At 62.6% G+C, this 24,394-nt stretch carries 20 protein-coding genes and 1 tRNA gene; 13 read left to right on the top strand and 8 right to left on the bottom strand.

Annotation, left to right across the window (positions count from 1 at the left end):
- Window positions 1-82: 82 nt before the first annotated feature.
- Window positions 83-469 carry an ACT domain-containing protein gene (locus QTA58_RS16785; RefSeq protein ID WP_289673193.1) on the bottom strand — a complete coding sequence of 129 codons (387 nt, stop codon included), beginning with the start codon at window positions 467-469 and terminating at the stop codon, window positions 83-85.
- Entirely contained in the window at window positions 466-4,164 is a 3,699-nt protein-coding gene (locus QTA58_RS16780) for a response regulator (RefSeq protein ID WP_289669693.1), read from the bottom strand. The genes QTA58_RS16785 and QTA58_RS16780 overlap by 4 nt, the downstream gene beginning before the upstream one ends.
- A gap of 472 nt (window positions 4,165-4,636) precedes the next feature.
- On the opposite strand from QTA58_RS16780, the gene QTA58_RS16775 reads away from it, so the two are divergent.
- The gene (locus tag QTA58_RS16775) at window positions 4,637-4,978 is read left to right on the top strand and encodes a hypothetical protein (protein WP_289669692.1); all 342 of its coding nucleotides are present in this window, start codon (window positions 4,637-4,639) and stop codon (window positions 4,976-4,978) included.
- Window positions 4,979-5,040: 62 nt separating this feature from the next.
- Here the strand turns inward: QTA58_RS16775 and QTA58_RS16770 are convergent, their stop codons facing one another.
- Window positions 5,041-5,526: a type II toxin-antitoxin system VapC family toxin gene (locus tag QTA58_RS16770; RefSeq protein WP_289669691.1), complete on the bottom strand. Its 486-nt coding sequence runs from the start codon at window positions 5,524-5,526 to the stop codon at window positions 5,041-5,043.
- Between the two features lie 64 nt (window positions 5,527-5,590).
- Window positions 5,591-5,902, bottom strand: coding sequence for a hypothetical protein (locus QTA58_RS16765; protein WP_085425052.1), 312 nt, complete (start codon window positions 5,900-5,902; stop codon window positions 5,591-5,593).
- 324 nt (window positions 5,903-6,226) lie between these two features.
- Between QTA58_RS16765 and QTA58_RS16760 the strand changes: the two genes are divergently transcribed.
- Window positions 6,227-8,083, top strand: a complete 1,857-nt coding sequence (locus QTA58_RS16760; RefSeq protein WP_289673191.1) for a DEAD/DEAH box helicase — start codon at window positions 6,227-6,229, stop codon at window positions 8,081-8,083.
- A 35-nt stretch (window positions 8,084-8,118) separates the two neighbouring features.
- Here QTA58_RS16760 and QTA58_RS16755 read toward each other — a convergent pair whose 3' ends face one another.
- Together QTA58_RS16755 and QTA58_RS16750 are read right to left on the bottom strand one after the other, a co-directional pair.
- A complete protein-coding gene (locus QTA58_RS16755) occupies window positions 8,119-8,757 on the bottom strand; it encodes an amino acid transporter (RefSeq protein WP_289669690.1) in 639 nt (212 codons plus the stop codon).
- A 45-nt stretch (window positions 8,758-8,802) separates the two neighbouring features.
- On the bottom strand, window positions 8,803-9,693 hold the full coding sequence (locus QTA58_RS16750; RefSeq protein ID WP_289669689.1) for a DMT family transporter: 891 nt from the start codon (window positions 9,691-9,693) through the stop codon (window positions 8,803-8,805).
- 315 nt (window positions 9,694-10,008) lie between these two features.
- Between QTA58_RS16750 and QTA58_RS16745 the strand changes: the two genes are divergently transcribed.
- The 4 genes from QTA58_RS16745 to QTA58_RS16730 all read left to right on the top strand — a co-directional run bounded on the left by QTA58_RS16745 (window position 10,009) and on the right by QTA58_RS16730 (window position 14,171).
- A complete protein-coding gene (locus QTA58_RS16745; protein WP_289669688.1) occupies window positions 10,009-11,418 on the top strand; it encodes a circularly permuted type 2 ATP-grasp protein in 1,410 nt (469 codons plus the stop codon).
- A 16-nt stretch (window positions 11,419-11,434) separates the two neighbouring features.
- Complete coding sequence (locus tag QTA58_RS16740) at window positions 11,435-12,376, top strand: alpha-E domain-containing protein (RefSeq protein WP_085425056.1); 942 nt, start codon at window positions 11,435-11,437, stop codon at window positions 12,374-12,376.
- Between the two features lie 25 nt (window positions 12,377-12,401).
- A complete protein-coding gene (locus tag QTA58_RS16735; protein WP_289669687.1) occupies window positions 12,402-13,244 on the top strand; it encodes a transglutaminase family protein in 843 nt (280 codons plus the stop codon).
- A 456-nt stretch (window positions 13,245-13,700) separates the two neighbouring features.
- Complete coding sequence (locus tag QTA58_RS16730) at window positions 13,701-14,171, top strand: hypothetical protein (RefSeq protein ID WP_289669686.1); 471 nt, start codon at window positions 13,701-13,703, stop codon at window positions 14,169-14,171.
- A gap of 32 nt (window positions 14,172-14,203) precedes the next feature.
- Here the strand turns inward: QTA58_RS16730 and QTA58_RS16725 are convergent, their stop codons facing one another.
- Together QTA58_RS16725 and QTA58_RS16720 are read right to left on the bottom strand one after the other, a co-directional pair.
- Window positions 14,204-14,416, bottom strand: coding sequence for a hypothetical protein (locus QTA58_RS16725; protein WP_085425059.1), 213 nt, complete (start codon window positions 14,414-14,416; stop codon window positions 14,204-14,206).
- A 4-nt stretch (window positions 14,417-14,420) separates the two neighbouring features.
- Window positions 14,421-15,647 carry an ROK family transcriptional regulator gene (locus QTA58_RS16720; protein ID WP_289669685.1) on the bottom strand — a complete coding sequence of 409 codons (1,227 nt, stop codon included), beginning with the start codon at window positions 15,645-15,647 and terminating at the stop codon, window positions 14,421-14,423.
- A 204-nt stretch (window positions 15,648-15,851) separates the two neighbouring features.
- Between QTA58_RS16720 and xylF the strand changes: the two genes are divergently transcribed.
- The 7 genes from xylF (at window position 15,852) to QTA58_RS16685 (ending at window position 24,367) form a co-directional block, all read left to right on the top strand.
- Window positions 15,852-16,892 carry a D-xylose ABC transporter substrate-binding protein gene (gene xylF, locus QTA58_RS16715; RefSeq protein ID WP_085425061.1) on the top strand — a complete coding sequence of 347 codons (1,041 nt, stop codon included), beginning with the start codon at window positions 15,852-15,854 and terminating at the stop codon, window positions 16,890-16,892.
- Between the two features lie 168 nt (window positions 16,893-17,060).
- Window positions 17,061-18,392 (top strand): sugar ABC transporter permease, encoded by a 1,332-nt coding sequence (locus tag QTA58_RS16710; protein ID WP_289669684.1) that lies wholly within the window; start codon window positions 17,061-17,063, stop codon window positions 18,390-18,392.
- A gap of 23 nt (window positions 18,393-18,415) precedes the next feature.
- Window positions 18,416-19,201: an ATP-binding cassette domain-containing protein gene (locus QTA58_RS16705; RefSeq protein ID WP_085425063.1), complete on the top strand. Its 786-nt coding sequence runs from the start codon at window positions 18,416-18,418 to the stop codon at window positions 19,199-19,201.
- A gap of 199 nt (window positions 19,202-19,400) precedes the next feature.
- Window positions 19,401-19,477, top strand: a tRNA-Arg gene (locus QTA58_RS16700).
- 367 nt (window positions 19,478-19,844) lie between these two features.
- Window positions 19,845-21,026 carry a Fic family protein gene (locus tag QTA58_RS16695; protein ID WP_289669682.1) on the top strand — a complete coding sequence of 394 codons (1,182 nt, stop codon included), beginning with the start codon at window positions 19,845-19,847 and terminating at the stop codon, window positions 21,024-21,026.
- Between the two features lie 12 nt (window positions 21,027-21,038).
- Entirely contained in the window at window positions 21,039-22,922 is a 1,884-nt protein-coding gene (locus tag QTA58_RS16690) for an SIR2 family protein (RefSeq protein ID WP_289669681.1), read from the top strand.
- The gene (locus tag QTA58_RS16685; protein WP_289669680.1) at window positions 22,922-24,367 is read left to right on the top strand and encodes a nuclease PIN; all 1,446 of its coding nucleotides are present in this window, start codon (window positions 22,922-22,924) and stop codon (window positions 24,365-24,367) included. Before QTA58_RS16690 ends, QTA58_RS16685 begins: the two co-directional genes overlap by 1 nt.
- Window positions 24,368-24,394: the final 27 nt, after the last annotated feature.

Raw genomic sequence — 24,394 nt, 5'->3', positions numbered from 1 at the left:
GCAGCCGACTTTGCCCCAATAAGGCCTGATTCCGGGAGGTGCGGGCATGTATGGGGCGAGCGCGGAATACCCGCACGGAAAACTAGAAGAGGACGTGCCCGGCCTCGCTCAGAAAAAGCCGTGAGCGCTCGACATCCGCAGTCTTGATCAGCAGATAGTCCGTGTCGAAGGTGGATACGAGAAAAATGCCGACGCCCTTCTCCGAAAGCGGCCGGATGACCGCAAGCGCGATACCCGTTTCGCTGAACGCGAATGGCCCCTGGAACTTGAAACACGTCCAGCCTCGGTCCTGCCTGACATCGACAGGGACACGCTCCTCGCGGCAAACAACCGACAGTTCGTCCTCCGTCCGGCTGATGCTGAGAAAACCGGCACCATCGGCCCAGTCGGGAATGGGACTGTCCGGTGGCTGCCGGGCGATCGCGTGACGTCCCGCAAGCTGCTTCAGCGTGATGCTCACCGGGGTCAGAGTCCTCCCCGGACCACCACCGCGCCGCCGAGCCAGGTGCGGATCTTGGCTTCCAGCGCCTCGGGGCTGATCGGCTTGGAGAGATAATCGTCCATGCCTGCCTGGAAGCAGAGTTCCCGGTCGCTTTCGAGCGCATGCGCCGTGACGCCGATGATCGGCGTATGGGTGCCGGTTTCCTGTTCCATCTCGCGGATCTTCCGGGTCGCCTGATGCCCGTTCATGACCGGCATGGAGACGTCCATGAGGATCACCGCCGGATCGTGTTCCTTCCAGGCGTCGACCGCTTCCGCGCCGTTCTTGACGATCTGGAAGAGCCAGCCGGTCGTCTGCAGGATCTGGGTGAAGACGATCTGGTTGACCTCGTTGTCCTCGGCGACCAGCACGTCGAGCGTCGCCGCCGGGCGGACCGGCAGCGTCGAGGACGGTTCTTCGGCAAAGATCGGCGTCGAGACCACCGGAGCGGGAACGGCAGCCGGAGCGGGCGTCGGGAGCTGCGTGGCAGCCGGAACGGCTGCGGCAGGCTGCGGCCGGGCGGCGGCCGGCAGGTTTTCAAGCGCGCGCCGTTTGGTGCGGATCGAACGGACGACGTCGATGATCGTGCTGCGCAGGAGATTGGCGCGGGCGGGCTTCATCAGATGGGCGTGAATGTTCAGGGCGGCGAACGTGCTGTCGTCGCCCGCCATGTCCATGGAGGTCAGGAAGACGACGCCGGTGCCGTCGAAGCGCGGATCGCGCCGCATCTGCCTTGCGAAATCCAGCCCGTTCATTTCCGGCATGTGATAGTCGAGCACGATCACGTCGACCACGACACCGATGCGGGCGGCCTCCCGGATGATCGCCAGCCCCTCCGCGCCGCTTTCCGCCGCGACGGTATCGAAACCCCACATGCTGAGCTGTTCGGTGAGGATGCGGCGGTTGACGGCGTTGTCGTCGACGACAAGGATGCGCGCGCCGCTCGTATTGATCGGCAGCGCCGTCTGGACGTTGCGCTCGCTGACCACCTGGAAGGGCAGATGGACGGTGAAGACCGAGCCGCGGCCGAGCTCGCTTTCCACCTCGATGTAGCCGCCGAAAAGCTCCGTCAGCCCGGCGGTGATGGCGAGCCCGAGGCCGGTGCCCTCGTGGCGGCGGGTGGAGGACGTGTCCACCTGCGAGAATTTTTCGAAGACCGATTTCAGCTTCTCGTCCGGAATGCCGAGCCCGGTATCCTCGATGCGGACCGACAGCATCATCTCGCCCGGACCGGTCGGTTTCGAGATGAGGTCGATGAAGACATGGCCCTTTTCGGTGAACTTCACCGCATTGCCGACGAGATTGGTGATGATCTGGCGGAAGCGGCCGGCATCGCCCATCACCGTCTCGCGGATCGAGGCGTCGCCCCGGACGATGAGCTCGATATCCTTCTCGGCGGCGGAAGAGGAAAGCAGCGTCGCCACGTCCTCGATCGCCTCGACCGGATCGAACGGCGCCTTGCGGAGCTTCATCTGGCCGGCATCGATCTTGGAGAAGTCGAGGATGTCGTTGATGATGGTGAGCAGCGCGTTGCCGGATTTGACGATGATGTCGATGAACGTCTTCTGGCGGGTGTCGAGATTGGACTTGGCGAGCAGTTCCGCCATACCGAGCACGCCGTTCATCGGCGTGCGGATCTCGTGGCTCATGTTGGCCAGGAACTCGGACTTCGCCCGGTCGGCCGCCTCGGCGCGCTGCAGGAGCCGCGTCAGCTCCTCCTCGCGGCCCTTCATCTCGGTGACGTCGGTGAAGACCGCCAGCCAGTGATCGCTGCCGGTGAGGTTCGCCTCCACCTGGATCCATTTGTGCCCGTCGATGCGGAAGGACGCGTGCACCGGCCTGCCGGCCGCGACATTCTCCTCCCACGCCCTCAGCGTTTCCGCCGCCTCCTCGGGCGTGCCGAGATCGCCGCGTTCGACGCAATGGCGGAAGATGTCCCGCCACAGGCTTCCGGTCGCCACCATCCCGGCCGGGATGTCGAGCATGGCCGTCAGCGCATCGTTGGAGAAGATGACCGTGCCGTCATGCAGGATGAGCAGCCCCTGCGACATGGCGCTCGTCGCATCGCGCATCAGCGCGCCGTGGCTTTCGAGCGCGGCGCGGGCCTCGTGCACTTCCTGCTCGCGCTTGCGGATCGCGGTGATGTCCATATAGGTGAGCAGCGTCTTGTCGCCGGAAAGCCGGGTGCCTGAGATTACCAGGGTCCGGCCGTTGCGGCTCCTCACCTCGATCGGCGGCTGATCGATGTCCTCCCTCAGCGCGGCGATGCGTTCGTCGTAGATCTGCTCGAAGCTCCGGGCCGAGCCGGAATAGATGCCGTGCTCGAAATTGACCTTGAGGAAGTCGCGATAGGAGCGGCCCGGCAGATCGAACTGCTCGCCGGCGTCCCAGAAATCGTAGAAACTCGGATTGGCGTATTCGAAATCGAACGCGGCATTGAGAATGGCTATCCCGACCGGGATGGCATTCAGCATCGTCTCGAGGTCCTGGCTGAGCTTCTCCGCCTTGTTCTGCGCCTCCTTGATGAGGGAGACGTCCGTGCGCGATCCGACGAGATGATGGGCGCCGTCCTCTGTGGTGATGCGGCGCAGGCGCGTGATCACCGATACGACCGAGCCGTCGGGGAAGGCGACGTCCTCCGACTTGTCGATCTCCTCGCCGTCCATGACGCGATCGTTTTCAAGGCGGTAGCGTTCGGCCGCATCCGGGAACATGTCGCTCTCGGTCTTGCCGAGGAACTGCGCGCGCGGGGCACCCAGCATCGCCTCGTAGGCGGCATTCGCATAGGTGAGCTGGCGGTCGCCGTTGCGGACGAAGACCGGCACCGGCAGGTCTTCCAGAACCGCGCGGAGAAGCCTGGTCTCCGAGATCTGCGTGCGCAGGAGCGTTTCCTGCTCCTTGAATTCGGTCACGTCATGCCTGATGGCGATCAGCAGGCCGTTTTCCAGCCGCTTGTTCACGCTCCTGAGCCATCGCCCGTCCGCAAGTTCGTCGATGCTTTCCGAATAGGGAAGCTCGAAGGGCTTCATCCGCTGCGCGATCCACGCTTCCTTGTCCGGCACGTGAGGCCCGAAGCTTTCCGGCGACAGGCGATGCCGCCGGTCATAGGCGTGCCCCAGGATTTCCCGGAGCGTGATGCCGGGCTTGAGATCGACCGAGATGGACGAGAAATAATCGATCAGCTGCGAATTGCAGTAGAGCAGCGCGTTGTTCTTGTCGTAGATGCCGATGCCCATTTCGAGCATGTCGAGCGCGTCGTCGAGAAGAGTGCTGTTGAAAAGCGAGATCGGCCCCGACTTGGTAGCCACGGCAGGCCCGGCCTCGCTGCCGGCTTCGGCAGCGGCGCCGAGGTCCGACGCCGATACGAAGGACCCGAAGAGATAGGTGTGATCGTCCTCTGTGAGGAAGCGCTCGATGCGGATCTCATGGCGAATGACGCCGGAACGGTCGAAGCAGAACGCCGTCTCGTCCGTGCCGAACACGATCGCCCGGCACTCCTTCTCCTTGCGGTCGGCATCCTCCGGCGCGCCCGACAAACCGCGGCTGGACTTGCCCACGAATTCGTCCGGCTGCATGCCGAAAAGGCGCGCATAAGCCTTGTTCACCGCCACGTAAGTGAGGGCGCTGTCCTTGATGAAGGCAGGCTCCGTGAGATCGTTGATCCGCTCGCACGCCGTTTTCAAGAGTTCGCTTTCCGTCTCCACAGTCCCCCGCTTCACCGCTCCGGCCGATTGCCGCTTCGATTCGTTTTGTCCCCCAATTAATTGATGAAACCATGGCGGGCGTTAACAACGTGTTGTTGAAACCGGGCAAAGGTTCGCAATTCAGGCGGCTCATCCGACTTTCGGCGCGGGACTGCGGGAACGCACTCGTCGGACCGATGCCGCCGGTCGATGAGAACGGGGCACGTGGACGAGCGCGCCGAAAGTCACGCGGGCATGTTTTCAAGGCTGCCCGAATTCCTCCTCACCGTTGCCGCATTCCCGCCGCAATATCGATTGGCGATTGTCTTGCCTCGACGGAAATCAACCTCAGACGGCATCAAGCTGAACAGCCGTTCAGACAGAGCCATTGCCGGTCTCCATCAATCCGCCGCCTTTCCGCACGACGCTTTCTGCGTGCCCTTGATCGACAAAAGGGGAAAGGAACACGACCATGTCCGTAATGAAAAAGACCCTATCGGCAGGCCTCATCGCATTGTCCGTCGCAGGCGCCCTGACGGCGACTGCCCCCGCGGCCGAGGCCCGCGACCGCCACCACGACGTCTGGCCGGGTGTCGCAGCCGGTCTCGCAGGCGGCCTCATCGGCGGCGCGATCATCGCCGGATCGCAGCGGCCCGTCTATGTCGAACCGGAATACGAATACGTCCCGCCGCCGCCTCCGCCGGTCTATCACCGCACCTACTACCGCGCTGAATACGTGCCGCGCTGCCATTACGAGTGGGTGGAGAACGAATGGGGCGAGGCCTACCGCGCCCGCGTTTGCGACCGCTATTGATCTGATTTGATCAACCATCTCAAAACCTGCTTCCGAAAACCCGGAGGCAGGTTTTTTGCATTTCAGTAATGGATGAACTGGCCGTGCGGCGCGAGTTGCTGGATGAGGTCGAACTCGTCGCGATTGCTGGTCAGCACCGGCAGGCCCGCCTTCGCTGCCGTCAGGAAGATCAGCGCGTCGTTCAGACATTCCTTGCGTTGATGCGGTTTGAAATTTTGCGTGCGCGCCAGCGTGCCGGCGATCAGCCCGGCTTCGGTCCAGATTTGCGGATCGGGCGTGAGGAGGCGGACGGCGGGGATGGTTGTGACGAAATGGCTGTAGTGGTCGCGAAGCTCCCGCCAACCAGGATGATATGGGTCTGCGTTCGCAATGCCTGTTGCCAGTTCCGAAATACAAACAGAACAATGGAATGCAAGACTTTCAAGCATGAGCGCTAGGACCGGCAACGGAAGAGAGCCCGCGGCAAAGCGTATATAGACATTCGTGTCCGGCACGATTTTCGCCGGCGTATCGGCGAGATATTCCGATGCGGAAAGCAGCGCCCCCATCGGGCGGGGCCTCAACTGGCTTCGCCTTTTCTCAGGCTTAATCCGTCGGAGGCCGGCTGAGAAATCAATAGTCAAGCGTGTGATCTTTGCCAAGCCTGCCGTAATTTTCAAAAAGGAACTTCACGGAGGGATCGGGCTTGGCCAGCATAGCGAGCGCTATCCTGACGAGTTCGGTGGGCTTGTCCGTGCCGGCTTCCAGCTTGGCGGCATCGACCAGTGCTTTGGGCAGGCGCACGCTCAGGTGTTCCGTCGCCTCGCCGTCGAGCAATCCGGCACGGCGTGCGTCCTCCATCACCACGGCCGCGCGGGAGATCGGCCGGACAATATGATCCGTCTCGGCCGAGGTAACGGTCTTTCGGGCCTTGCGTGCGGTCATGGCGAAACTCCTTTGTGTGCAGAATAAAGCAAAACCGCACACAAATCCAGAAAGCCTGCCCGTCGTCCTTCGCTTCGCAGTTGCGAAACATTCACTTGACTTTTGCCCTGAAACCTACCAAATGCGCTTCAGCTTTCACCTTCCGGCCGCCGCGTGAGCTGGCCCCGCGTCAATAGAACCGCGAAGAAGGAACAAGGCGCACAGATAGATCGCCCTCGCCCGAGGGTTCAGCGCTGGAAAGCGATTTCCAACTTACAAGTTCCCACTTCACGCGGGGTTCTTGACGCCAAAGGCAAGCCGGACAGCATGGTGCTGACCCGGGCGATGGCTTTTGGCGCCCCCGAAAAGGTATTCGACTTGACGAATTTCCATGAGCTTGGCCTCGCCAAGCAGATCGTAGCCACCCTCTCGCAGCTTGGTTACGAAACGCCGACGCCGATCCAGGCGCAGGCGATCCCCGAACTTCTCAAAGGCCGCGACATGATCGGCCTTGCCCAGACCGGCACCGGCAAGACCGCCGCCTTCGGTCTCCCGATCATCGAAATGCTCCTGAAGGAAGGCAAGCGTCCCGAGAACCGCACCACCCGTGCGCTGGTGCTGGCTCCGACACGCGAACTGGTCAACCAGATCGCCGTCAACCTCAAGAACTTCATCCGCAAGACGCCGCTGAAGATCAACACGGTCGTGGGCGGCGCCTCGATCAACAAGCAGCAGTTCCAGCTCGAACGCGGCACCGACATCCTGGTCGCGACGCCCGGCCGCCTGCTCGACCTGATCAACCGCCGCGCCGTTTCGCTCGGCCAGGTGACCCATCTCGTCCTCGACGAGGCCGACCAGATGCTCGACCTCGGCTTCATCCACGACCTGCGCAAGATCTCGAAGATGGTGCCGGCCAAGCGTCAGACGCTGCTTTTCTCCGCCACCATGCCGAAAGCGATCGCCGATCTCGCCTCCGACTACCTCACCGATCCGGTGAAGGTGGAGGTCACCCCACCCGGCAAGGCTGCCGACAAGGTCGAGCAATACGTCCATTTCGTCACCGGCAAGAACGACAAGACCGAGCTTCTGAAGGACTCGCTGACCGAGAATCCGGATGGCCGCGCGATGGTCTTCCTGCGCACCAAGCATGGCGCCGAAAAGCTCGCCAAGCATCTGGAACACCTCGAATTCGAGGTCGCCTCGATCCACGGCAACAAGAGCCAGGGCCAGCGCGAGCGGGCTCTCAAGGCGTTCCGTGACGGCGATATCCGCGTGCTGGTGGCGACGGACGTCGCGGCCCGCGGCATCGACATTCCGGGCGTCACGCATGTCTTCAACTACGACCTGCCGGAAGTGCCGGACGCCTATGTCCACCGCATCGGCCGCACGGCGCGCGCCGGCCGCGACGGCATCGCGATCGCCTTCTGCGCCCCTGACGAGACCGGTCTGCTGCGCGACATCGAACGCCTGATGGGCATCGAGATCGCCACCGCCTCCGGCGAGCGCCCGGAAGGGCTGAGCCGTCCGTCGCGCGGCGGCGGCAACCGGGGCGGCAATCGCGGCCGCGGCGGCAATGGCCAGGGCCGCGGCCGTGGCGAAGGTCGCGGCAACGGCGAAGGCCGTCCGGAACGGCGCGAGCGGCCGGCCCGCCGCAAGCACTTCGACGCGGACGTCATCGAACTGGCGACGCAGCCGGAAGAACGCGGCGAACGTCAGGACCGTCCGTTCCGCGCAGAACGGCCCCAGCGGCCGGAGCCTCGGAACAACGAACATCGTGGTGAAGGACGCCCGCATGGCGAGCGCCCGCAGCGCGAAAACCGCCGTAACGAGGATTTTCGCGGCCAGCGCCGCGGCGAGGAGGCACCTCGCTTCGAAGCCGACAACGATCTCGACTTCGCCTCGGATTTCCGTCCCAAGAAGCAGTTCGGGCCCCGGAACGGCGAAGGCCGTCCGCATCAGGCTGACAACCGCAATGGCGGCCAAGGCAAGGGTCATCAAAACCAAGGCCATCAAGGGGGCAAGCGCGAGCATGCTGCCCATGGCGCCCACGAAGCCGGCAACCAGCGCAAGGCGCATAATGCCAGTCAGGGTCGTCCGCAGCATGGCAGCGGCCAGAAGCAGGGTGAAAACCGCGGTCCGGTGAGGTTCGGCAGCGACAATCGCTCCGGTGGCCAGCAGGGCCGCAAGCGCAGCCGGGCGTAAATCAGGCCATCAACGACGACGGGAAGCGGCCGGGGTCAGATCCGGCCGTTTTCGTTTTCGGAATGCCGGCAAAGCCTTTTCGCCCAGTCGTGGCCAGGATGGATAGCGTCGAGACACGCTTTCAGCCAGTCCCGCTCCGCCGCCGTCAGCTTCGCAGACGCATTTTCGAAATCGGCCTCGTCCTTCGAACGCTGATACTTCGCCTTGAACAGGAGGATCGCGGCGGGCTTGAGGTAGGGAATGCCGTCGGCTGTTGCACCGACCATCTCCGCACGGGGCAGAGCAATGGACGCGTCTCTTTTGTAGATCCAGGTGTCCGGCGTTCCCGGCTCGATCATCATATCCACCCGCCAGCGTCTTGCCACCGTGTCCTGACACCATATCTGCGAGATATGCGTCGGCGGCTCGGCATCCGCAGGCAAATATTCCACGATGCCATTCCCGACCGTGTAGAACCGCATGCCGTCGAGGCAGCGGCGGAAGGCACTGAAATCGCTCCGCAGGATGGTGAATTCGAGGTCCTCGTGCTCGCGGGTCTGGTACCCGTGCCAGAGGTCGAGAGCCCAGCCTCCGACCACGCACCAGGGCTTCGACATGGTGCCCAGCCGGCGTGCCAGCTCGGCCGGATGCCAGGCGGACCACGCGCCGTGATCGGGCGGCGGGTATGGTGGCATGATTCCGGTCTCCATCTATCGTTTGCAGCCCTTGGCAGAGCGCCCCTACCCGGCCGTTTCCGTTTTCGCCTTCCTGTTCACCATATAGACGCCCGCCACGACAATGACGGTGCCGACGATCATCGGCAGCGTCAGCGGTTCGCCAAAGAGGATCGCCGCCTCGATCGCCACGACCGGCGGCATGAGATAGATGAGCGAGGCGGCCCGCGACACCTGCCCGCGGCGGATGAGATAGAGCAGCAGGCCGACCGCCCCCATGGAAAGGCCGAACACCGACCAGGCCATGGCGAGCAAAGCCTCATGCGTCCAGTCGAAACGCAGGTTTTCGAGCGCGAGCGCCAGCGGGATCGTGACGATCAGCGCGCCGACGAATTGCAGCGTGGCGATCGAGAAGAGATCGCCTTCCTGCAGGTGGCGCTTCTGGTAAAGCGTTCCGTAGGTGACGGAGGTCATCGCCACCAGATTGATGATCACGGGAAAGCCGAGCCCCGCCAGGCCGCGGTCGAAGACGTCGAGAAGCTGCGGCGAAATCGCGATCAGGATGCCCGCAAAACCCAGCACGAGGCCGAGCTTCTGCGCAGGCCGGAGACGCTCGCCGAGGAACAGCGGTGCGACCATGGCCGTCAGCAGCGGCTGAAGCCCGGCGATGATGCCGGAGAGACCAGCCGGCACGCCCTGCCCGATCGCATACCAGACGCCGGCGAGATAAAACCCGTGGAGAAACACGCCGGAGATGATCGCATGGCCGATCTGCCCCCCGCTCCTCGGCCACCTCGCCCGCACGACCAGGCAGACGATGAAGAAGGCGACCGCGGCCAGCGCATGCCGCGCGGCCAGGAAGGTTATCGGATCGGCATGGGGCGCCGCATATTTCGCGACGATCCAGCCGGTAGACCAGAGAAAGACGAAAAGGGCCGGAGCCAGACGATCGAGCATGAGGGGATTTCCGGCTGATTCTGCGGGAGACAGGCCGCGCTTCTCTATGCCCAGCCGGTTTGATGGTCAAAGCAGAAAAACTGATCGCTGCGTTGAACGCAGCTTGATGAGAGCTTGGGCAGTTGATGGTTTTGGAGGCAGCAACGAGGCGCACTCCGCCTGGAAGCCGAATGCCTCCGCGCCGCCGACGGCGGTGGATTTACGTCCGGGGAAGGAGATTTTCCGATATGCCGGAATCTGCTCAGGCAACTGCGCACGGTTCTTGCATTGCTATCTGCGTTGTACTCTTATGGTCAAAAACCGGGGAACGCGCCTTTGGCATTTGATGAAATGTTAACTGCGGAAAACTTTCCGCGACCGCCATACAAGACCTACCACGAGTGGTACACCAGCCAGGATGCCGCCCACCTGATCCGCAAGACCCAGGATGCGGAAAACATCTTCAGAAAGACTGGCATCACCTTCGCGGTCTACGGACACGCGGACAGTTCCGAAAAGCTCATCCCCTTCGACATCATCCCCCGCATCATCTCCGGCCGCGAATGGCGCAAGCTGGCACAAGGCATCGAACAGCGGGTTCTGGCGCTCAACGCCTTCCTCGACGACATCTACCACAAGCAGGAGATCATCAGGGCGGGGCGGATCCCGCGCGAGCTGATCGAGAAGAATACCGCCTTCCTGCCGGAGATGATCGGCTTCAAGCCGCCGGGCGGCGTCTACACCCATATCGTCGGCACCGATATCGTGCGCACCGGCGAGGACCAGTTCTACGTGCTGGAGGACAATGCCCGCACGCCCTCCGGCGTTTCCTACATGCTGGAAAACCGGGAAACCATGATGCAGATGTTCCCGGAACTCTTCACGCTGAACAAGGTGCAGCGCGTCGAGGACTATCCGCGCCTGCTGCGCCAGTCGCTCGCCTCCCTGGCACCGCCCGGCTGCAAGGGCAAGCCGCGCGTCGCGGTGCTGACGCCCGGCATCTACAATTCCGCCTATTACGAGCACTCGTTCCTCGCAGACCAGATGGGCGTCGAACTGGTGGAAGGCGGCGACCTGCGCGTCATCGACGGGCGCGTGAAGATGCGAACCACGCGGGGATACGAGGCGATCGACGTGCTCTATCGCCGCGTCGACGACGATTTCCTCGACCCCCTCACCTTCCGGCCGGATTCGGCCCTCGGCATCCCCGGCATCATGGACGTCTATCGCGCCGGCAACATCACCATAGCAAATGCACCCGGCACCGGCATTTCCGACGACAAAGCGATCTATTCCTACATGCCGGAGATCGTCGAGTTCTATACCGGCCGCAAGGCGCTCCTCGAAAACGTGCCGACCTGGCGCTGTTCGGAACCCCAAAGCCTCAAATACGTGCTGGAGCACATCGAGGAGCTCGTCATCAAGGAAGTGCACGGCTCAGGCGGCTACGGCATGCTGGTCGGCCCGACCGCGACCAAGAAGGAGCGCGCGGATTTCGCGGAAAAACTCGCCACCAAGCCGGGCAACTATATCGCCCAGCCGACGCTCGCCCTTTCCACGGTGCCGATCTTCGTCAACAAGGGCATCGCGCCGCGGCATGTCGACCTCAGGCCTTATGTGCTTGTTTCCGACAAGGTGAAGATCATTCCCGGTGGCTTGACCCGCGTGGCGCTGAAACAGGGCTCGCTGGTGGTCAATTCCAGCCAGGGCGGCGGCACCAAGGACACCTGGGTCCTGGAAGATTGATTGAGGTCGGAACCATATGCTCGGAAGAACTGCAAACGGCCTCTACTGGATGTTCCGCTACATCGAGAGAGCCGAGAACATCGCCCGCCTCGTCGATGCCGGCCTGCGCGTCTCGCTGACCCGCGCCGGCTCCTCCGACGAGGACTGGCACGGCGTGCTGGAAAGCGCCGGCGTGCGCGAGGCCTATTCGGAAGTGCATGCCGAACTGACGGCGGTGGACGCGATCGATTATCTCCTGCGCGACCGGTCCAATCCGTCGAGCGTCATGTCCTGCATCGAATGGGGGCGCAACAACGCCCGCATGGTGCGCACGGCGCTGACGCGCGAGACCTGGGAAGCCACCAACGAGGCCTGGATCGACCTGAAGGCCCGGTTTGCCCGCAAGCTGAAGCCCGCCGACCTGCCGGAACTGATCGACGTCATCAAGCATCGCTGCGGACTGATCCGCGGCGCCTTTCACGGCTCGATGCTCAGGAACGACCTCTACAATTTCTCGCGCATCGGCACCTTCATCGAGCGGGCGGACAACACGAGCCGCATCCTCGACGTGAAATATTACGTGCTGCTGCCGTCGGTGAGCCAAGTCGGCTCGACGCTCGACAACATGCAGTGGGAATCGATCCTGCGCTCGGTTTCGGCGCAGCGCTCCTACGGCTGGGTCTATGATGGCGAATACCAGGCCGCCAATATCGCCGATTTCCTGATCCTCAAGGTGCAGATGCCCCGCTCGCTCGCCTATTGCTACGAGAAGATCGTCAGCAATCTCGGCTACCTCGCCGAGACCTACGGCGAACGGCTGAAGGCGCACGAGACGGCCGACGCCATCCACTCCACGCTCAGGCGCGGTTCGATTGCCGACATCATGGACCAGGGCCTGCACGAATTCCTGGAGGATTTCGTCAGCCGCACCAACCAGCTCAGCATCGAGATTTCCGAAGGCTACCGTTTCTATCAGTAGGCCAGAGACTGGCAGAAAGACGCACATGCGGCTGAAAATTTCCCACACGACGGAATATCTCTATGACGAACCGGTGCCCTATTCGCTGCAGCGCCTGCGGCTGACCCCGCTCGACGGACCGGGTCAGAAGGTGGTGAACTGGACGATCGCGATCGACGGCGCCAGGATCGAGGCGGGTTATGCCGACCAGTACGGCAACCGCACGGAACTCGTCTCGGTGGAAGGTGCCGAGCATACGATCCGCATCGTGGCCTCCGGCGAGGTGGAGACGCAGGACCGGGCGGGCGTCTATGGCCCGCATCAGGGCTTTTGCCCGCTCTGGCTCTTTCTGCGCGAGACCTCGCGAACGAAACCCGGCAAGCTTATCAAGGAACTGGCAAGAAGTCTTAAAGGCGACAGCGAACTCGCGCAGATGCACGCGCTGATGGAGGCGATCCACGAGACGGTCGCCTATACGCCCGGCACGACAGATACCGAGACGAGTGCCGAAGAGGCGCTGTCGGCAAAGACCGGGGTCTGCCAGGATCATGCGCATATCTTCATTTCCGCTGCCCGGCTGCTCGATGTTCCCGCCCGCTATGTCTCCGGCTACCTGCTGACGGAGGGGACGGCCGAACAGGTGGCGACCCATGCCTGGGCGGAAGCGCATCTGCCCGGCCTCGGCTGGGTCGGTTTCGATGCGGCGAACAAGATCTGCCCCGACGACCGCTATGTTCGCATCGCCTCCGGGCTCTGCTACCGCGACTGCGCCCCCGTTTCCGGCATGCGGATCGGCCGCGGGAGCGAAAACCTCAAGGTTTCGCTGACGGTGAAGCCGAGCCAGGGCCAGACACAGAGTCAAGGTCAGCAGAGCCAGTCTCAGGGGTGAGGAGCGATCCGGCGAAGATGTAACCTTCACGGAGCTCAAGACCTAAAACTTCCCTGATGGCCTCCCATTCCATGGGATCGATTGCGGGTTCGAACGGATTTTCATAGTGGAGGACGGAGCCTTTCATAAGGCCCCACAAGCTCTCGATAGGCTTATCTTTGTCAGACACTTGCGCTCTCCTTGAACAATCGAAGGTAGCATAGCTTTCGTAGTCGTGGAAATGAGGGCAAGCCGGTATGGCAAGCTCCCTCTTCTCCCCAGCGGGGAGAAGTGCCGAGCGAATGCGAGGCGATGAGGGGGTGCATACGACGGCAAGCTCCGGTGCTTTCTATCTGGCTCCGCCCCCCTCATCTGCCTTCGGGCATCTTCTCCCCGCTGGGGAGAAGAGGGAGCAGCCTCGCAAGCCCTGCGCCACCTCCGCATGTTCTCCTTCCGCCTCACGACAAGAGGTGAGGCATGCTGTTCGGACAATCGGTCTTCCAGTCGGTGCTGACGCGCCTGAGGGAAGAACAGGGCGAGGAAGAGGCCGAAGGAACGGAACCGAGCTTCCGCATCAAGGGGCTTGGCCTGGGTTTCGTCGCGCCGACGGATGAAGGGCCTTCCGCTATAGGCGGCGATACCGAAGCCTATTTCGCCTTTCTGCCCGAACTCTCTGAGATGGAGCCACCCTCACCCGACGAGGAAGAGCCGCCGGCGGCGCCTCCGATCCCCTCTCACTTGCTTCTGCTGACGGTGGAGGAAATCGCAGAGGAGCTTGCAATCACGGCAGCCGACACCGAGGCGACGCTCGCCGAAAAACGCCGGCGCTTCGCGAGAGCCAATCACCCCGATGGGGTGGCCCCGGAATTTCGCGACAATGCCAACATCCGCATGAAGACCGCCAACCTGCTGATCGACACGGCGATCAAGGGGCTTTTCTGGCGCTGACCGCCGCGCGGCGGCAAAGCGCTATCTTCCGGCTACTCCTTCTGCTCATCGGCGGGCTTCGAGACCGGCGGCTTTCGCTTTTCCATGAACAGCTTGTAGGTGGCGTAGATCCCCATGGCGCCGACGATGATCGCCCAGATCGGCTCTCCCGCATAAAGCTCGAACACCGCCCAGACGGCGCAGACGACCGGAATCAGCAGCCGCCGCCAGAGCGGCTCGTAGAAAGGATGGTTCGGATCGATCATGACGTCACTCCCCGGCCGCCTGCATATGCGGCCTCGAAGCGATAATATCCTGATCGATGATGGAAAACGCAAGATTGAGATGGCCTTCGAACACCAGCGAGGGTTCGTCCGGCACGACCAGCAGGCTCGGCATGCCGCCGAGCCGCACGACCTGGGTCTGCGAGAGCCCCTCCTCCATGCCCGCCTGCAGGAGATCGTAGTGCCGGGTCCCGGGACCGGTGATGAAGACCGGCATGTGCCCGTGCAGGCTCAGCAGCCGGGACAATCCGTTGCCGAGCGCCACGCCCGCGTGGCGGAAGGCGAGCTGCGCCATGCGGTTGCCCTGCCGGGCGCCTGCGGCGATCTTGTCGATCTCGGCGATCGGCACGAATTTCGCCGGGATCGTGTCCATCGGCACCTCGAAGGCGGTGCGCAGAATGGCGTAGAAGCCCGCATAGGCCTCGATGCAGCCGCGCGCGCCGCAGCGGCAGAGCCCGCCGTTCGGCATGTGCAGCATATGCCCGAAATTCGGCGCGGATATCTCCGGCAGGCCGGCGCCTCCCCGCCTGGCGATCCCGAGCCCTATGCTGTGACCGAGCGAAAGCGCCGCGAGCGCCGGTTCGCCCTCGCCCTTCCTCTTCGCCTCGCGCTCGAGAAGCGCGCCGGCGACCAGCAGCGTCTCGTTGTTGAGGATGACCTTGGCCGACCAGCCGTCGGTCAGCGCCTGGGAAAAATCCACCGGCTGGGCGCCGAAGACAGGCGACCACACGAGCACCGGAGCGGCCGGGTGCGCGAGCCCCTTGCTGCTGATCGAGACGAGCAGCACTCTGGCCGGATCGATGCGCGAACGGGTGGACGCGCGGGTCAGCGCCGCCGAGATCGCGGCGAGGAAGGCCGCGGTCCCTCCCTCGCCGCGCGGCTCCGTGAAACGGTCGAGCAGCGTGCCGGCATAGTCCACCAGCGAATACTGGATCGAATCGGAGGATATGATGATGGTGACGAGATAGCCGCAACCGCGCCGCTGGCTGAAGAGCACGCGCGGCCGGCCGCGGCCGGAAACCGCCTGCTGCTCGCTCTTCTCGATGATGCGGGCGCGCTCCAGATCGGCGGTGATGGCGGAGACGGTGGCCGAAGCCAGCCCCGTCGCATCCGAAATTTCCGTATGCGCGAGCCGGCCATGGCGGCGAAGCGCCGACAGAACCAGCGCACTGTTCTGCTGCCGGACCAGTTCCGTGCTCGATTTCGCCAGCATTCCGCTTGCCGCTCCTCCTCGCTCCTCCTGTCGATACGGCAGTGCCTTCTCCTCCACAAGTGCCGATTGACAGCCTTTCAAATCTCTGACATGTCATTTCTCGACTGTCGAGAAAAAAGCTTGGAAGCTTTCTACGGCAGGCCATCCGGCGGGGGGAGAGCACGGAGGCTTGTGGCCCATCCGCCGTCACTCGGGAGGACAATTATGAGATCGTTCGTAAAGCTGATGGCCGGCGCGGCCATCCTCGTTTCCATGCATACCGCAGCCATGGCGCAGCAGGTCGTCGTCGGCGTCTCCTGGTCTAACTTCCAGGAAGAGCGCTGGAAGACCGACGAAGCTGCGATCAAGAAAGCGCTCGAAGCCGCCGGCGCCAAATATATCTCCGCCGACGCCCAGTCTTCCGCCGCCAAGCAGCTCACCGACGTCGAGGCGCTGATCGCCCAGGGCGCCAATGCGCTGATCGTGCTCGCCCAGGATTCCGATGCGATCGGCCCGGCGATCGAGAAGGCGAGCGCCGAAGGCATTCCGGTCGTCGGCTACGACCGCCTGATCGAGAACCCGGACGCGTTCTACATCACCTTCGACAACAAGGAAGTCGGCCGCATGCAGGCCGAAGGCGTGTTCAAGGTGAAGCCGGAAGGCAATTACGTCTTCATCAAGGGCAATTCGGCGGACCCGAACGCGGACTTCCTGTTCTCGGGCCAGATGGAAGTGCTGAAGGCAGCGATCGACGCCGGCAAGATCAAGAATGTCGGCGAAGCCTATACGGACGGCTGGAAGCCGGAAAACGCCCAGCGGAACATGGAGCAGTTCCTGACCAAGAACAACAACAAGGTCGACGCGGTCGTGGCTTCGAACGACGGCACCGCCGGCGGCGCGATCGCGGCTCTCGACGCCCAGGGGCTGGCCGGCTCCGTCCCGGTCTCCGGCCAGGATGCCGACAAGGCGGCGCTGAACCGCGTGGCGCTCGGCACCCAGACCGTCTCCGTCTGGAAGGACAGCCGTGAGCTCGGCAAGAATGCCGCCGAGATCGCGCTTGCCCTCGCCTCGGGCAAGAAGATGAGCGAGATCCCGAACGTCCAGACCTTCACCGGCGGTCCGAAGAAGCAGGCGATGCAATCGGTCTTCCTGAAGCCGCAGCCGATCACCAAGGACAACCTGAACCTGGTCATCGACGCCGGCTGGATCAGCAAGGCCGAAGCCTGCCAGGGCGTCAAGGCCGGCACGGTCGCCGCCTGCAACTGAGCAAGGGCCATTCCGGATCGACAACAGTCCGACGCCGCAGCATGTCTGCCGCGGCGTCGGTTTTCGGCGTAAGATGATGCGGCCGCCGAATGCGGCGAAGCGTCATCGGAGGCAGGACCGGCCAGTGCCGGGCGCAGCGCCTCAAGACAAGGTGGAGAACGGCAGCACATGGCCGACACGATTAATTCCACGACATCGGACAATTCCGCGACGTCGGGAGGCGCCGGACGGGCGGAGGGCAATCTCGTGGCGCGCTTCTTCCGCGCGACCGAGATCGACACGCGCCTGCTCGGCATGATCGGCGCGCTGCTGGTCATCTGGGTCGGGTTCCACATCCTGACCGGCGGTCTTTTCCTGACGCCCCGGAACCTGTGGTTTCTCTCAGTGCAGACCGCATCCGTCGCCGTCATGGCGACCGGCATGGTGCTGGTCATCGTCACCCGCAACATCGACCTTTCGGTCGGCTCCATCCTCGGGTTCACCGGGATGATCATGGGCGTTCTGCAGGCGCAGCTGCTGCCCCAGGTGCTCGGCTTCAACCATCCCGCCACCTGGGCGATCGCGCTAGCCGGCGGCCTCGTCGTCGGCGGGCTGATCGGCGCTTTCCAAGGCGCGATCATCGCCTTCCTGAACGTCCCCTCCTTCATCGTCACGCTCGGCGGCCTGCTCGTCTGGCGCGGCGCCACCTGGTTCGTGACGAGCGGCCAGACGGTCGCGCCGATGGACGCCAACTTCCGCCTGATGGGCGGCGGCACCGACGGCTCGATCGGCGCCACCTGGAGCTGGATCGTCGGCATCCTCGCCTGTCTCGCGATCGTCGCCGCGATCGTCAACGGCCGCCGCCAGCGCAAGCGCTTCCACTTCCCCCGCCGGCCCATCTGGGCCGAATACGTGCTGGCGGGGCTCGGCTGCATCATCGTGCTCGGCGTCGTCTCGATCGCTAACGACTATTACTGGCCGGTCAACATCGCCCGCCGTTATGCGGAAGCCAACGGCATTGCCTGGCCGGAAGGTGGCCTCTTCATCTCCCACGGCATCGCCGTGCCGGTGCTGATGGCGATCGCCGTCGGCATCGTCATGACCTTCATCGCGACAAGGCTCCGCTTCGGACGCTACGTCTTCGCGATCGGCGGCAACCCGGAAGCGGCAGAGCTTGCCGGCATCAAGACCCGCTGGGTGACGGTGAAGATCTTCGCCCTGATGGGCATCCTCTGCGCCATCGCCGCGGCGATCTCGACGGCCCGCCTGAACGCCGCGACCAATGCGCAAGGCGAGCTCGACGAACTCTATACGATCGCCGCGGCCGTCATCGGCGGCACCTCGCTTTCCGGCGGCGTCGGCACGATCGCCGGCGCCATGCTCGGCGCGCTTCTCATGCAGTCGCTGCAGTCCGGCATGGTGCTGCTCGGCATCGACACGCCCTTCCAGCGCATCGTCGTCGGCGCCGTGCTCGTGCTCGCCGTCTGGCTCGATACCGTCTACCGCGCCAGAGCCAAGTGACAGCAAAGATAGGAGTTTTCATCGTGACGGAACACACCACTCCGCTCGTGGAAATGAAGAACATTTCCATCTCCTTCGGCGGGCTTCACGCGGTCGAGAACGCCTCGGTCGATCTTTTTCCCGGCGAGGTGGTGGCCCTTCTCGGCCATAACGGCGCGGGCAAATCGACGCTGATCAAGATTCTCTCGGGCGCCTACAGGCGGGACGAAGGCGAGATCCTGATCAATGGGGAGCCGGCCGACATCCGCAACCCGCGCGACGCCAAGAAATACGGCATCGAGACGATCTATCAGACGCTCGCCGTCGCCGACAACGTCGATGCCGCCGCCAACCTTTATCTCGGCCGCGAGCTCCGGACGAAATGGGGCACGCTCGACGATGTCGCCATGGAGGCCAGCACGCGCGAGGTGATGGGACGCCTCAACCCCAATTTCAGGCGCTTCAAGGAGCCGGTGAAGGCGCTTTCGGGCGGCCAGCGGCAATCGGTGGCGATCGCCCGGGCGATCCTGTTCGACGCGCGCATCCTGATCATGGACGAGCCGACCGCGGCGCTTGGGCCGCAGGAGACGGCGCAGGTGGGCGACCTGATCAAGCAGCTGAAGCGCGAGGGGATCGGCATCTTCCTGATCAGCCACGACATCCACGACGTCTTCGACCTCGCCGACCGCGTCTTCGTGATGAAGAACGGCAAGGTGGTGGGCCATGCGCGCACCGGGGACGTCACCAAGGACGAGGTGCTCGGCATGATCATTCTGGGCAAGGTGCCGCCTGGCGCGACGCCGGGTCCGGGCGCCATGAAAGTGGCGTGATCGCCTGGAAAAGTCGAACGGTGCCCACTCTTTACGATCCGCCGTCGTCGAGGGTGCGCCAGGGCGGAACCGGGCTTTCCCCGGTTCCGCTCATTCCCCTTGAAATCGGCACTCCTTGAAATTGCCGATTGATGCGGCCGTCATCCTGGGTTAAGAACCTGCCATCGGACGAGGCGAGTCACCATCGCCTTTGCGGTTAGCACCCGTAGCTCAGCTGGATAGAGTGTTGGATTCCGATTCCAAAGGTCACAGGTTCGAATCCTGTCGGGTGCGCCAAATTCCGCCGATTGCCCTCTACACTACGCTATAACCGCCGAAGGTACTCCTTTGCATCAAGGTAGTGGGCAACCTATATGCAGAAAAGCGTAGAATCGGCGGTGTTTGGCGGTAACAAGTTCGAATCGTCTCCGGTCAATTAGGATGCTTGTTCTACAAAGGCCTCGCGTTTGGAGCTTTGTATGACCGCTACGTGCCTTCATATCGGTGATTGAGCAATCTTCCGCTAAGCCCGAAGTAGCCATTCGGCTGACGCACATACCCGCCGATGGTATCGCTCCGCTATTTAAGGGCGCTTATCTTAGCTCAACTCCTATTTAAGCCAAGCGCCAATTGCTTAAATAACGCTGCGCCTGCATAATTGGGCATGTCCGAATCAGCTTCCAACCTTCGGCTAGGCCGCTTCGTCGAGACCCCTGTGGCGGGCGAAATCGTGCGCGCCTTCGTGCCGCCCCCACTGCCGCCTGAACCATCGATCGACGTGCTGGCCCTGCTGGAAAGGCTGAGCCTAGCCGAACGGGCCTTGGGGCGTCTGGACGGCATCACCATGCTGCTGCCGCGTCAAGAACTGTTCCTCTATATGTATGTGAGGAAGGAAGCCGTGCTCTCGTCTCAGATCGAGGGCACGCAATCGACTCTTTCGGACCTGCTCCGCTTCGAAACTGAGGCGCAAGCCGGCCAGCCGATCGACGACATCCGCGAAGTCTCGAACTATGTCGATGCGATGATGTATGGGCTGGAGCGGCTGGAAGACCTGCCGCTATCGCTCCGTCTGATCCGCGAGATGCACCAACGGCTGCTACAGAGCGGGCGCGGCGGCACGAAAAATCCCGGCGAGTTTCGGCGGTCTCAGAACTGGATCGGTGGTTCACGTGCAGGCAACGCACTATTCGTGCCGCCGCCGCCGACCGAGATGGAGGTCTGTCTCGATGCGCTGGAGCGCTTCATGCACGAGGACGCCTCGCGTCTACCCGCCCTCATCAAGGCCGGTCTCCTGCACGTCCAATTCGAGACCATCCACCCGTTCTTGGATGGTAACGGCAGAATCGGTCGCTTGTTGGTGACGCTGTACCTGTGCGTCAACGGCGTGCTGCGCAAGCCGCTGCTCTATCTGAGCCTCTACCTTAAAACGCATCGCGCCGACTATTACCGCCTGCTTCAGGAGGTGCGCGAGCACGGGGCATGGGAAGCCTGGCTCGATTTCTTCCTTGCCGGTGTTGCGGATACGGCGAATCAGGCATTCGAGGCCGCTACCCGGATTGTCGATTTGTTCAAGGAAGACCGCGAGCGGATTACGACAGAGAGTGACCGGGCAGGCTCCGCGCTGCGTATCCACGATCTGTTTCAGCAAAACCCATTCCTGACGGCCAACCAACTCGTTCAGCAAACAGGTCTCTCAGCCCCTACGGTCAATGCGGCGCTCGCCGATCTGGAACGGTTCGGCATCGTCGAAGAAATCACCGGGCGAAAACGGGGGCGCGTGTTCAGTTACCGGCGATATCTCGCCATCTTGAGCGAGGGAACCGACCCGCTCCCCACGACGGCTTAAAAGGGGGAGTCCGTGCCGATAAAAACTATATCCGCCGCACAATTCGCGACCGCCTTCGATCTCAGGCCAAATCTCGTGGCATGGTTCCTCGGTGCTGGTGCATCGGCCGCCTCCGGCATTCCGACCGGCTATGCCATGATCCGCGATTTCAAGGCGCAAATCTTTTGTCGCGGGACAAACCTGTCAAAGCGGGAGATCGATACGGCTGATCCGATCTGGATCGACAGGATCGATGCCTTTTTCCGGCAAACGTCACTGTTGCCGCCTGACGGCGACCCTACGGAATATGCCAAGGCCTTTGAAGCGGTCTATCCAGAGGCCCGGCATCGCCGACAGTATATCGATGATGCGATCTCAAAGGGCAGTCCCTGTTTTGGACACAAGGTACTTGGCAGTCTGATGGCTGCCGGCAAGGTCGATTGCGTTTTCACGACGAACTTCGATCCGCTCATCGAGGAGTCGGCGCATTCGGCAAATGGGATTCTGCCAATAGACGACCAGAACCGCCCGACTGTGGCGGCGATCGATTCCGCCGACCGTGCCATGCGGTGCCTCAATGAATCGGACTGGCCGTTGGTCGCTAAGCTCCACGGTGATTATCAGTCGATCACGATTAAAAACACGGGATCGGAACTAGAGGAACAGGACGCCCGGATGCGTCATGTGCTGGTGGAATCCGGCAAGCGCTTCGGAATGATCTTCGTCGGCTATAGCGGACGCGACGCTTCGATCATGGAGGCGCTGAACACGGTTCTCGATGCGCCGTCGCCATTTCCGAATGGACTGTACTGGCTCACCTCGCCAGCTTCGCGCTTACTGCCCGCAGTGATCGAATTCCTAGAGCGCGCCGGAGCGGCTGGTGTGGACGTGGCCGTCGTTGAGTGCGCGACGTTCGACGAACTGGCTGCCGATATCATCAAGGTAGCCAATATACCCAAGCCGCTTCTTGATCGGGTGATGGAAGGGCGACCTACGCCGCGTCTCGTACCCGTTCAGATTCCAAATGCCAAAGCGCGCGCATTTCCGGTGCTGCGCTATTCGGCAATTCTGCTGCAATCGATGCCGACCTCGGCCAGGCGCATCAGGTTGAGCCAACCAACAACATCGGCAGAGGTGCGCGAGATCTTCAAGGCGAAGGGATGTCGGGCGACGGCGGCCGCTTTGGGGCGTGAGCTAGCGGTGTTCGGGCGGGACCAAGAAATCCTGGATGCCTTGGCTCCGCTCGGCCCATCGCTCGCTGGAACGATCAACCTAGATCCAGTCGCCGATAGCTGGGCGATGGGATTGCTCTACGACACGCTCGTGCGATCTCTCGCCCGACAGCGCCCGCTCATCCCACGCTACAGGCGCTCGGGCCATTCGCTCGTCGTTGCAACACCGCGCGACGGCGATGATCCTGACCGAACGCGGCGTCAGGAACAAACCCTATCCCGTCTGCGCGATGCCTACGGCACCAGTCTGCTTGGCACAGTGCCCAAGCTTGGCTTCCCGTTTCAGGAGGGTGTCCACCTCAAGCTGGAACAGGTCGATGGAAAGTGGTGGTGCGGCTTTGAGCCTTACACGTTCGTCCAGTTGCCCCGACAAGACACTCCACAAACAGAAGGTGCGGAGGATCTGGTCGCGCAAGAAGCTGCGGCTGAAGTGGGCATGCAAGCCGAGCGACGAGGTGATCCTGCCGGTGACTGGCGCCGCGAACGATGGGCTCCGCGCTATAATACGAATTGGGCCAGCATTATTGGGGCCTGGGCCCAGCTTTTGACCGAGACCGGCGGCACGACTCGAAGCGCGTTCGGCCTCGAAGATGGCACTGGCATAGATGCCGTGTTCAAGGTGTCACCCGTCACAGGGTTTAGCCGACCGTCGCATCACCACACCTACTTCGATAGGAGCAAATGATGGCAACAGCCCTCACCGAGCTGCCGCCATTCACGCTCTTGGATGAGCCTTACCTGTCGTTTTCGCCATCCGACGCCACCCAGGTAGATGTCCATCCACTGCGCGGCCTCCTGAACTTCGGGCCGTATTCGAAAGGATCGTTTAGCGGATACACTCCCCGCGTTCGAATCGCGACTGTTGGCCCGGAGGGCGCTTTCCATCGTCGTGGCGATCTGATGAAGCTGTTGCGCGGCGTGCATCGGCCTTCCGACCGATCAGAATATGTGCCGGAATATCCTGGTTTTGAGCACTTGTTCCGCGTGTCGCTCGATCCCGCGCCCGCGAGCGCGCACATCAAGTGGCCTGAACACCTCGACCAGTTGCCAGGTGACGGCAACGCGCAGCATCGCCTATATCTTGCAATGGATGCCGCGCTCCGCCGCCTCGACGCTGTTCGCAACGAGTTCGACGTTGTGCTGGTCCACTTTCCCGACAACTGGGACACGGCGACACGCGGACAATTCTTTGACGCACACGACGTGCTGAAGGCTCTGGGCGCCAAGTATAATATTCCGACCCAGGTTCTGAATGATCGCGTCTTCACCTTCAGCTTTAAGGCCTCGCTCGCGTGGCGTCTTTCAACCGCACTGTATGTGAAGGCTGCGGGCACACCATGGAAGCTCGCGCCGCTGAAGGGTGTGCCGGCGGACACCGCCTACATCGGGTTGGCTTATGCCCTGCGTGGTGACCAACAAGATGCGCATTATGTGACGTGCTGCTCCCAAGTCTTCGACATGGACGGCGGCGGCATGCAGTTCGTCGCGTTCGAGGCGCAAGACCCGGTGGCCGACGTGGCCGAAGCCCGCCGGAACCCCTTTCTAAGTCGCGACGACATGCGCGCGGTCCTCGCCCGTAGCCTGGAACTCTATCAGGGGCGCAATGGCGGTAACCTACCAAAACGCATGGTCATTCACAAAACGACCGCGTTTAAGGAAGCTGAAATCGAGGGCGCGTTCGATGCGCTTACCGGCGTAGCGGAAATAGAGTGCGTCGAGGTCAGCTCGGCGTCGTGCTGGCGCGGCGTCTGGCTTATCAAGTCGGGAGTAGACAAGCCGCCGTCAAAACCGTCGAGGTTTCCAGTACCGCGCGGGACGATGGTGATCCGCACGGGCAATTCTGCCTTTGTATGGGTGGCGGGCAATGCTCCCGAGGTCTCAACCAAAGGCGATTACTATCAGGGCAAGAAGAGCATCCCCCGGCCGCTGCAACTGATCCGTCATGCCGGTAGCGGGCCACTTGAACTCACAGCCCATGAAGCGTTGGCCCTCACGAAGATGGATTGGAATAACGACGCGCTCTACGACCCAGTGCCGGTTAGCATTCGCTATTCGCAGAAACTGGCCCGCACGATAGCGAATGTCCCCGACCTACCTCGGAGTGTTTATCCTTATCGGTTGTTCATGTGAGAAGGTTTCTGAAAATTGAAAATGAAC

Origin of the sequence: Neorhizobium sp. CSC1952, assembly GCF_030378245.1 — a bacterium.
GTDB lineage: Bacteria > Pseudomonadota > Alphaproteobacteria > Rhizobiales > Rhizobiaceae > Neorhizobium > Neorhizobium oryzae_A.
Note: the sequence above shows the minus strand (reverse complement) of the source record. Positions and strands in the feature narration are given on the sequence as shown.

Excerpts from the sequence above, each read along its gene's own strand:
- xylF (WP_085425061.1), top strand. The coding sequence starts at position 15,852 with ATGAGATCGTTCGTAAAGCTGATGGCCGGCGCGGCCATCCTCGTTTCC.
- QTA58_RS16730 (WP_289669686.1), top strand. The coding sequence starts at position 13,701 with ATGCTGTTCGGACAATCGGTCTTCCAGTCGGTGCTGACGCGCCTGAGG.
- QTA58_RS16775 (WP_289669692.1), top strand. The coding sequence starts at position 4,637 with ATGTCCGTAATGAAAAAGACCCTATCGGCAGGCCTCATCGCATTGTCC.
- QTA58_RS16760 (WP_289673191.1), top strand. The coding sequence starts at position 6,227 with ATGGCTTTTGGCGCCCCCGAAAAGGTATTCGACTTGACGAATTTCCAT.
- QTA58_RS16770 (WP_289669691.1), bottom strand. The coding sequence starts at position 5,526 with ATGGGGGCGCTGCTTTCCGCATCGGAATATCTCGCCGATACGCCGGCG.
- QTA58_RS16720 (WP_289669685.1), bottom strand. The coding sequence starts at position 15,647 with ATGCTGGCGAAATCGAGCACGGAACTGGTCCGGCAGCAGAACAGTGCG.
- QTA58_RS16750 (WP_289669689.1), bottom strand. The coding sequence starts at position 9,693 with ATGCTCGATCGTCTGGCTCCGGCCCTTTTCGTCTTTCTCTGGTCTACC.
- QTA58_RS16755 (WP_289669690.1), bottom strand. The coding sequence starts at position 8,757 with ATGCCACCATACCCGCCGCCCGATCACGGCGCGTGGTCCGCCTGGCAT.
- QTA58_RS16695 (WP_289669682.1), top strand. The coding sequence starts at position 19,845 with ATGTCCGAATCAGCTTCCAACCTTCGGCTAGGCCGCTTCGTCGAGACC.
- QTA58_RS16765 (WP_085425052.1), bottom strand. The coding sequence starts at position 5,902 with ATGACCGCACGCAAGGCCCGAAAGACCGTTACCTCGGCCGAGACGGAT.
- QTA58_RS16735 (WP_289669687.1), top strand. The coding sequence starts at position 12,402 with ATGCGGCTGAAAATTTCCCACACGACGGAATATCTCTATGACGAACCG.
- QTA58_RS16710 (WP_289669684.1), top strand. The coding sequence starts at position 17,061 with ATGGCCGACACGATTAATTCCACGACATCGGACAATTCCGCGACGTCG.
- QTA58_RS16725 (WP_085425059.1), bottom strand. The coding sequence starts at position 14,416 with ATGATCGATCCGAACCATCCTTTCTACGAGCCGCTCTGGCGGCGGCTG.
- QTA58_RS16740 (WP_085425056.1), top strand. The coding sequence starts at position 11,435 with ATGCTCGGAAGAACTGCAAACGGCCTCTACTGGATGTTCCGCTACATC.
- QTA58_RS16685 (WP_289669680.1), top strand. The coding sequence starts at position 22,922 with ATGGCAACAGCCCTCACCGAGCTGCCGCCATTCACGCTCTTGGATGAG.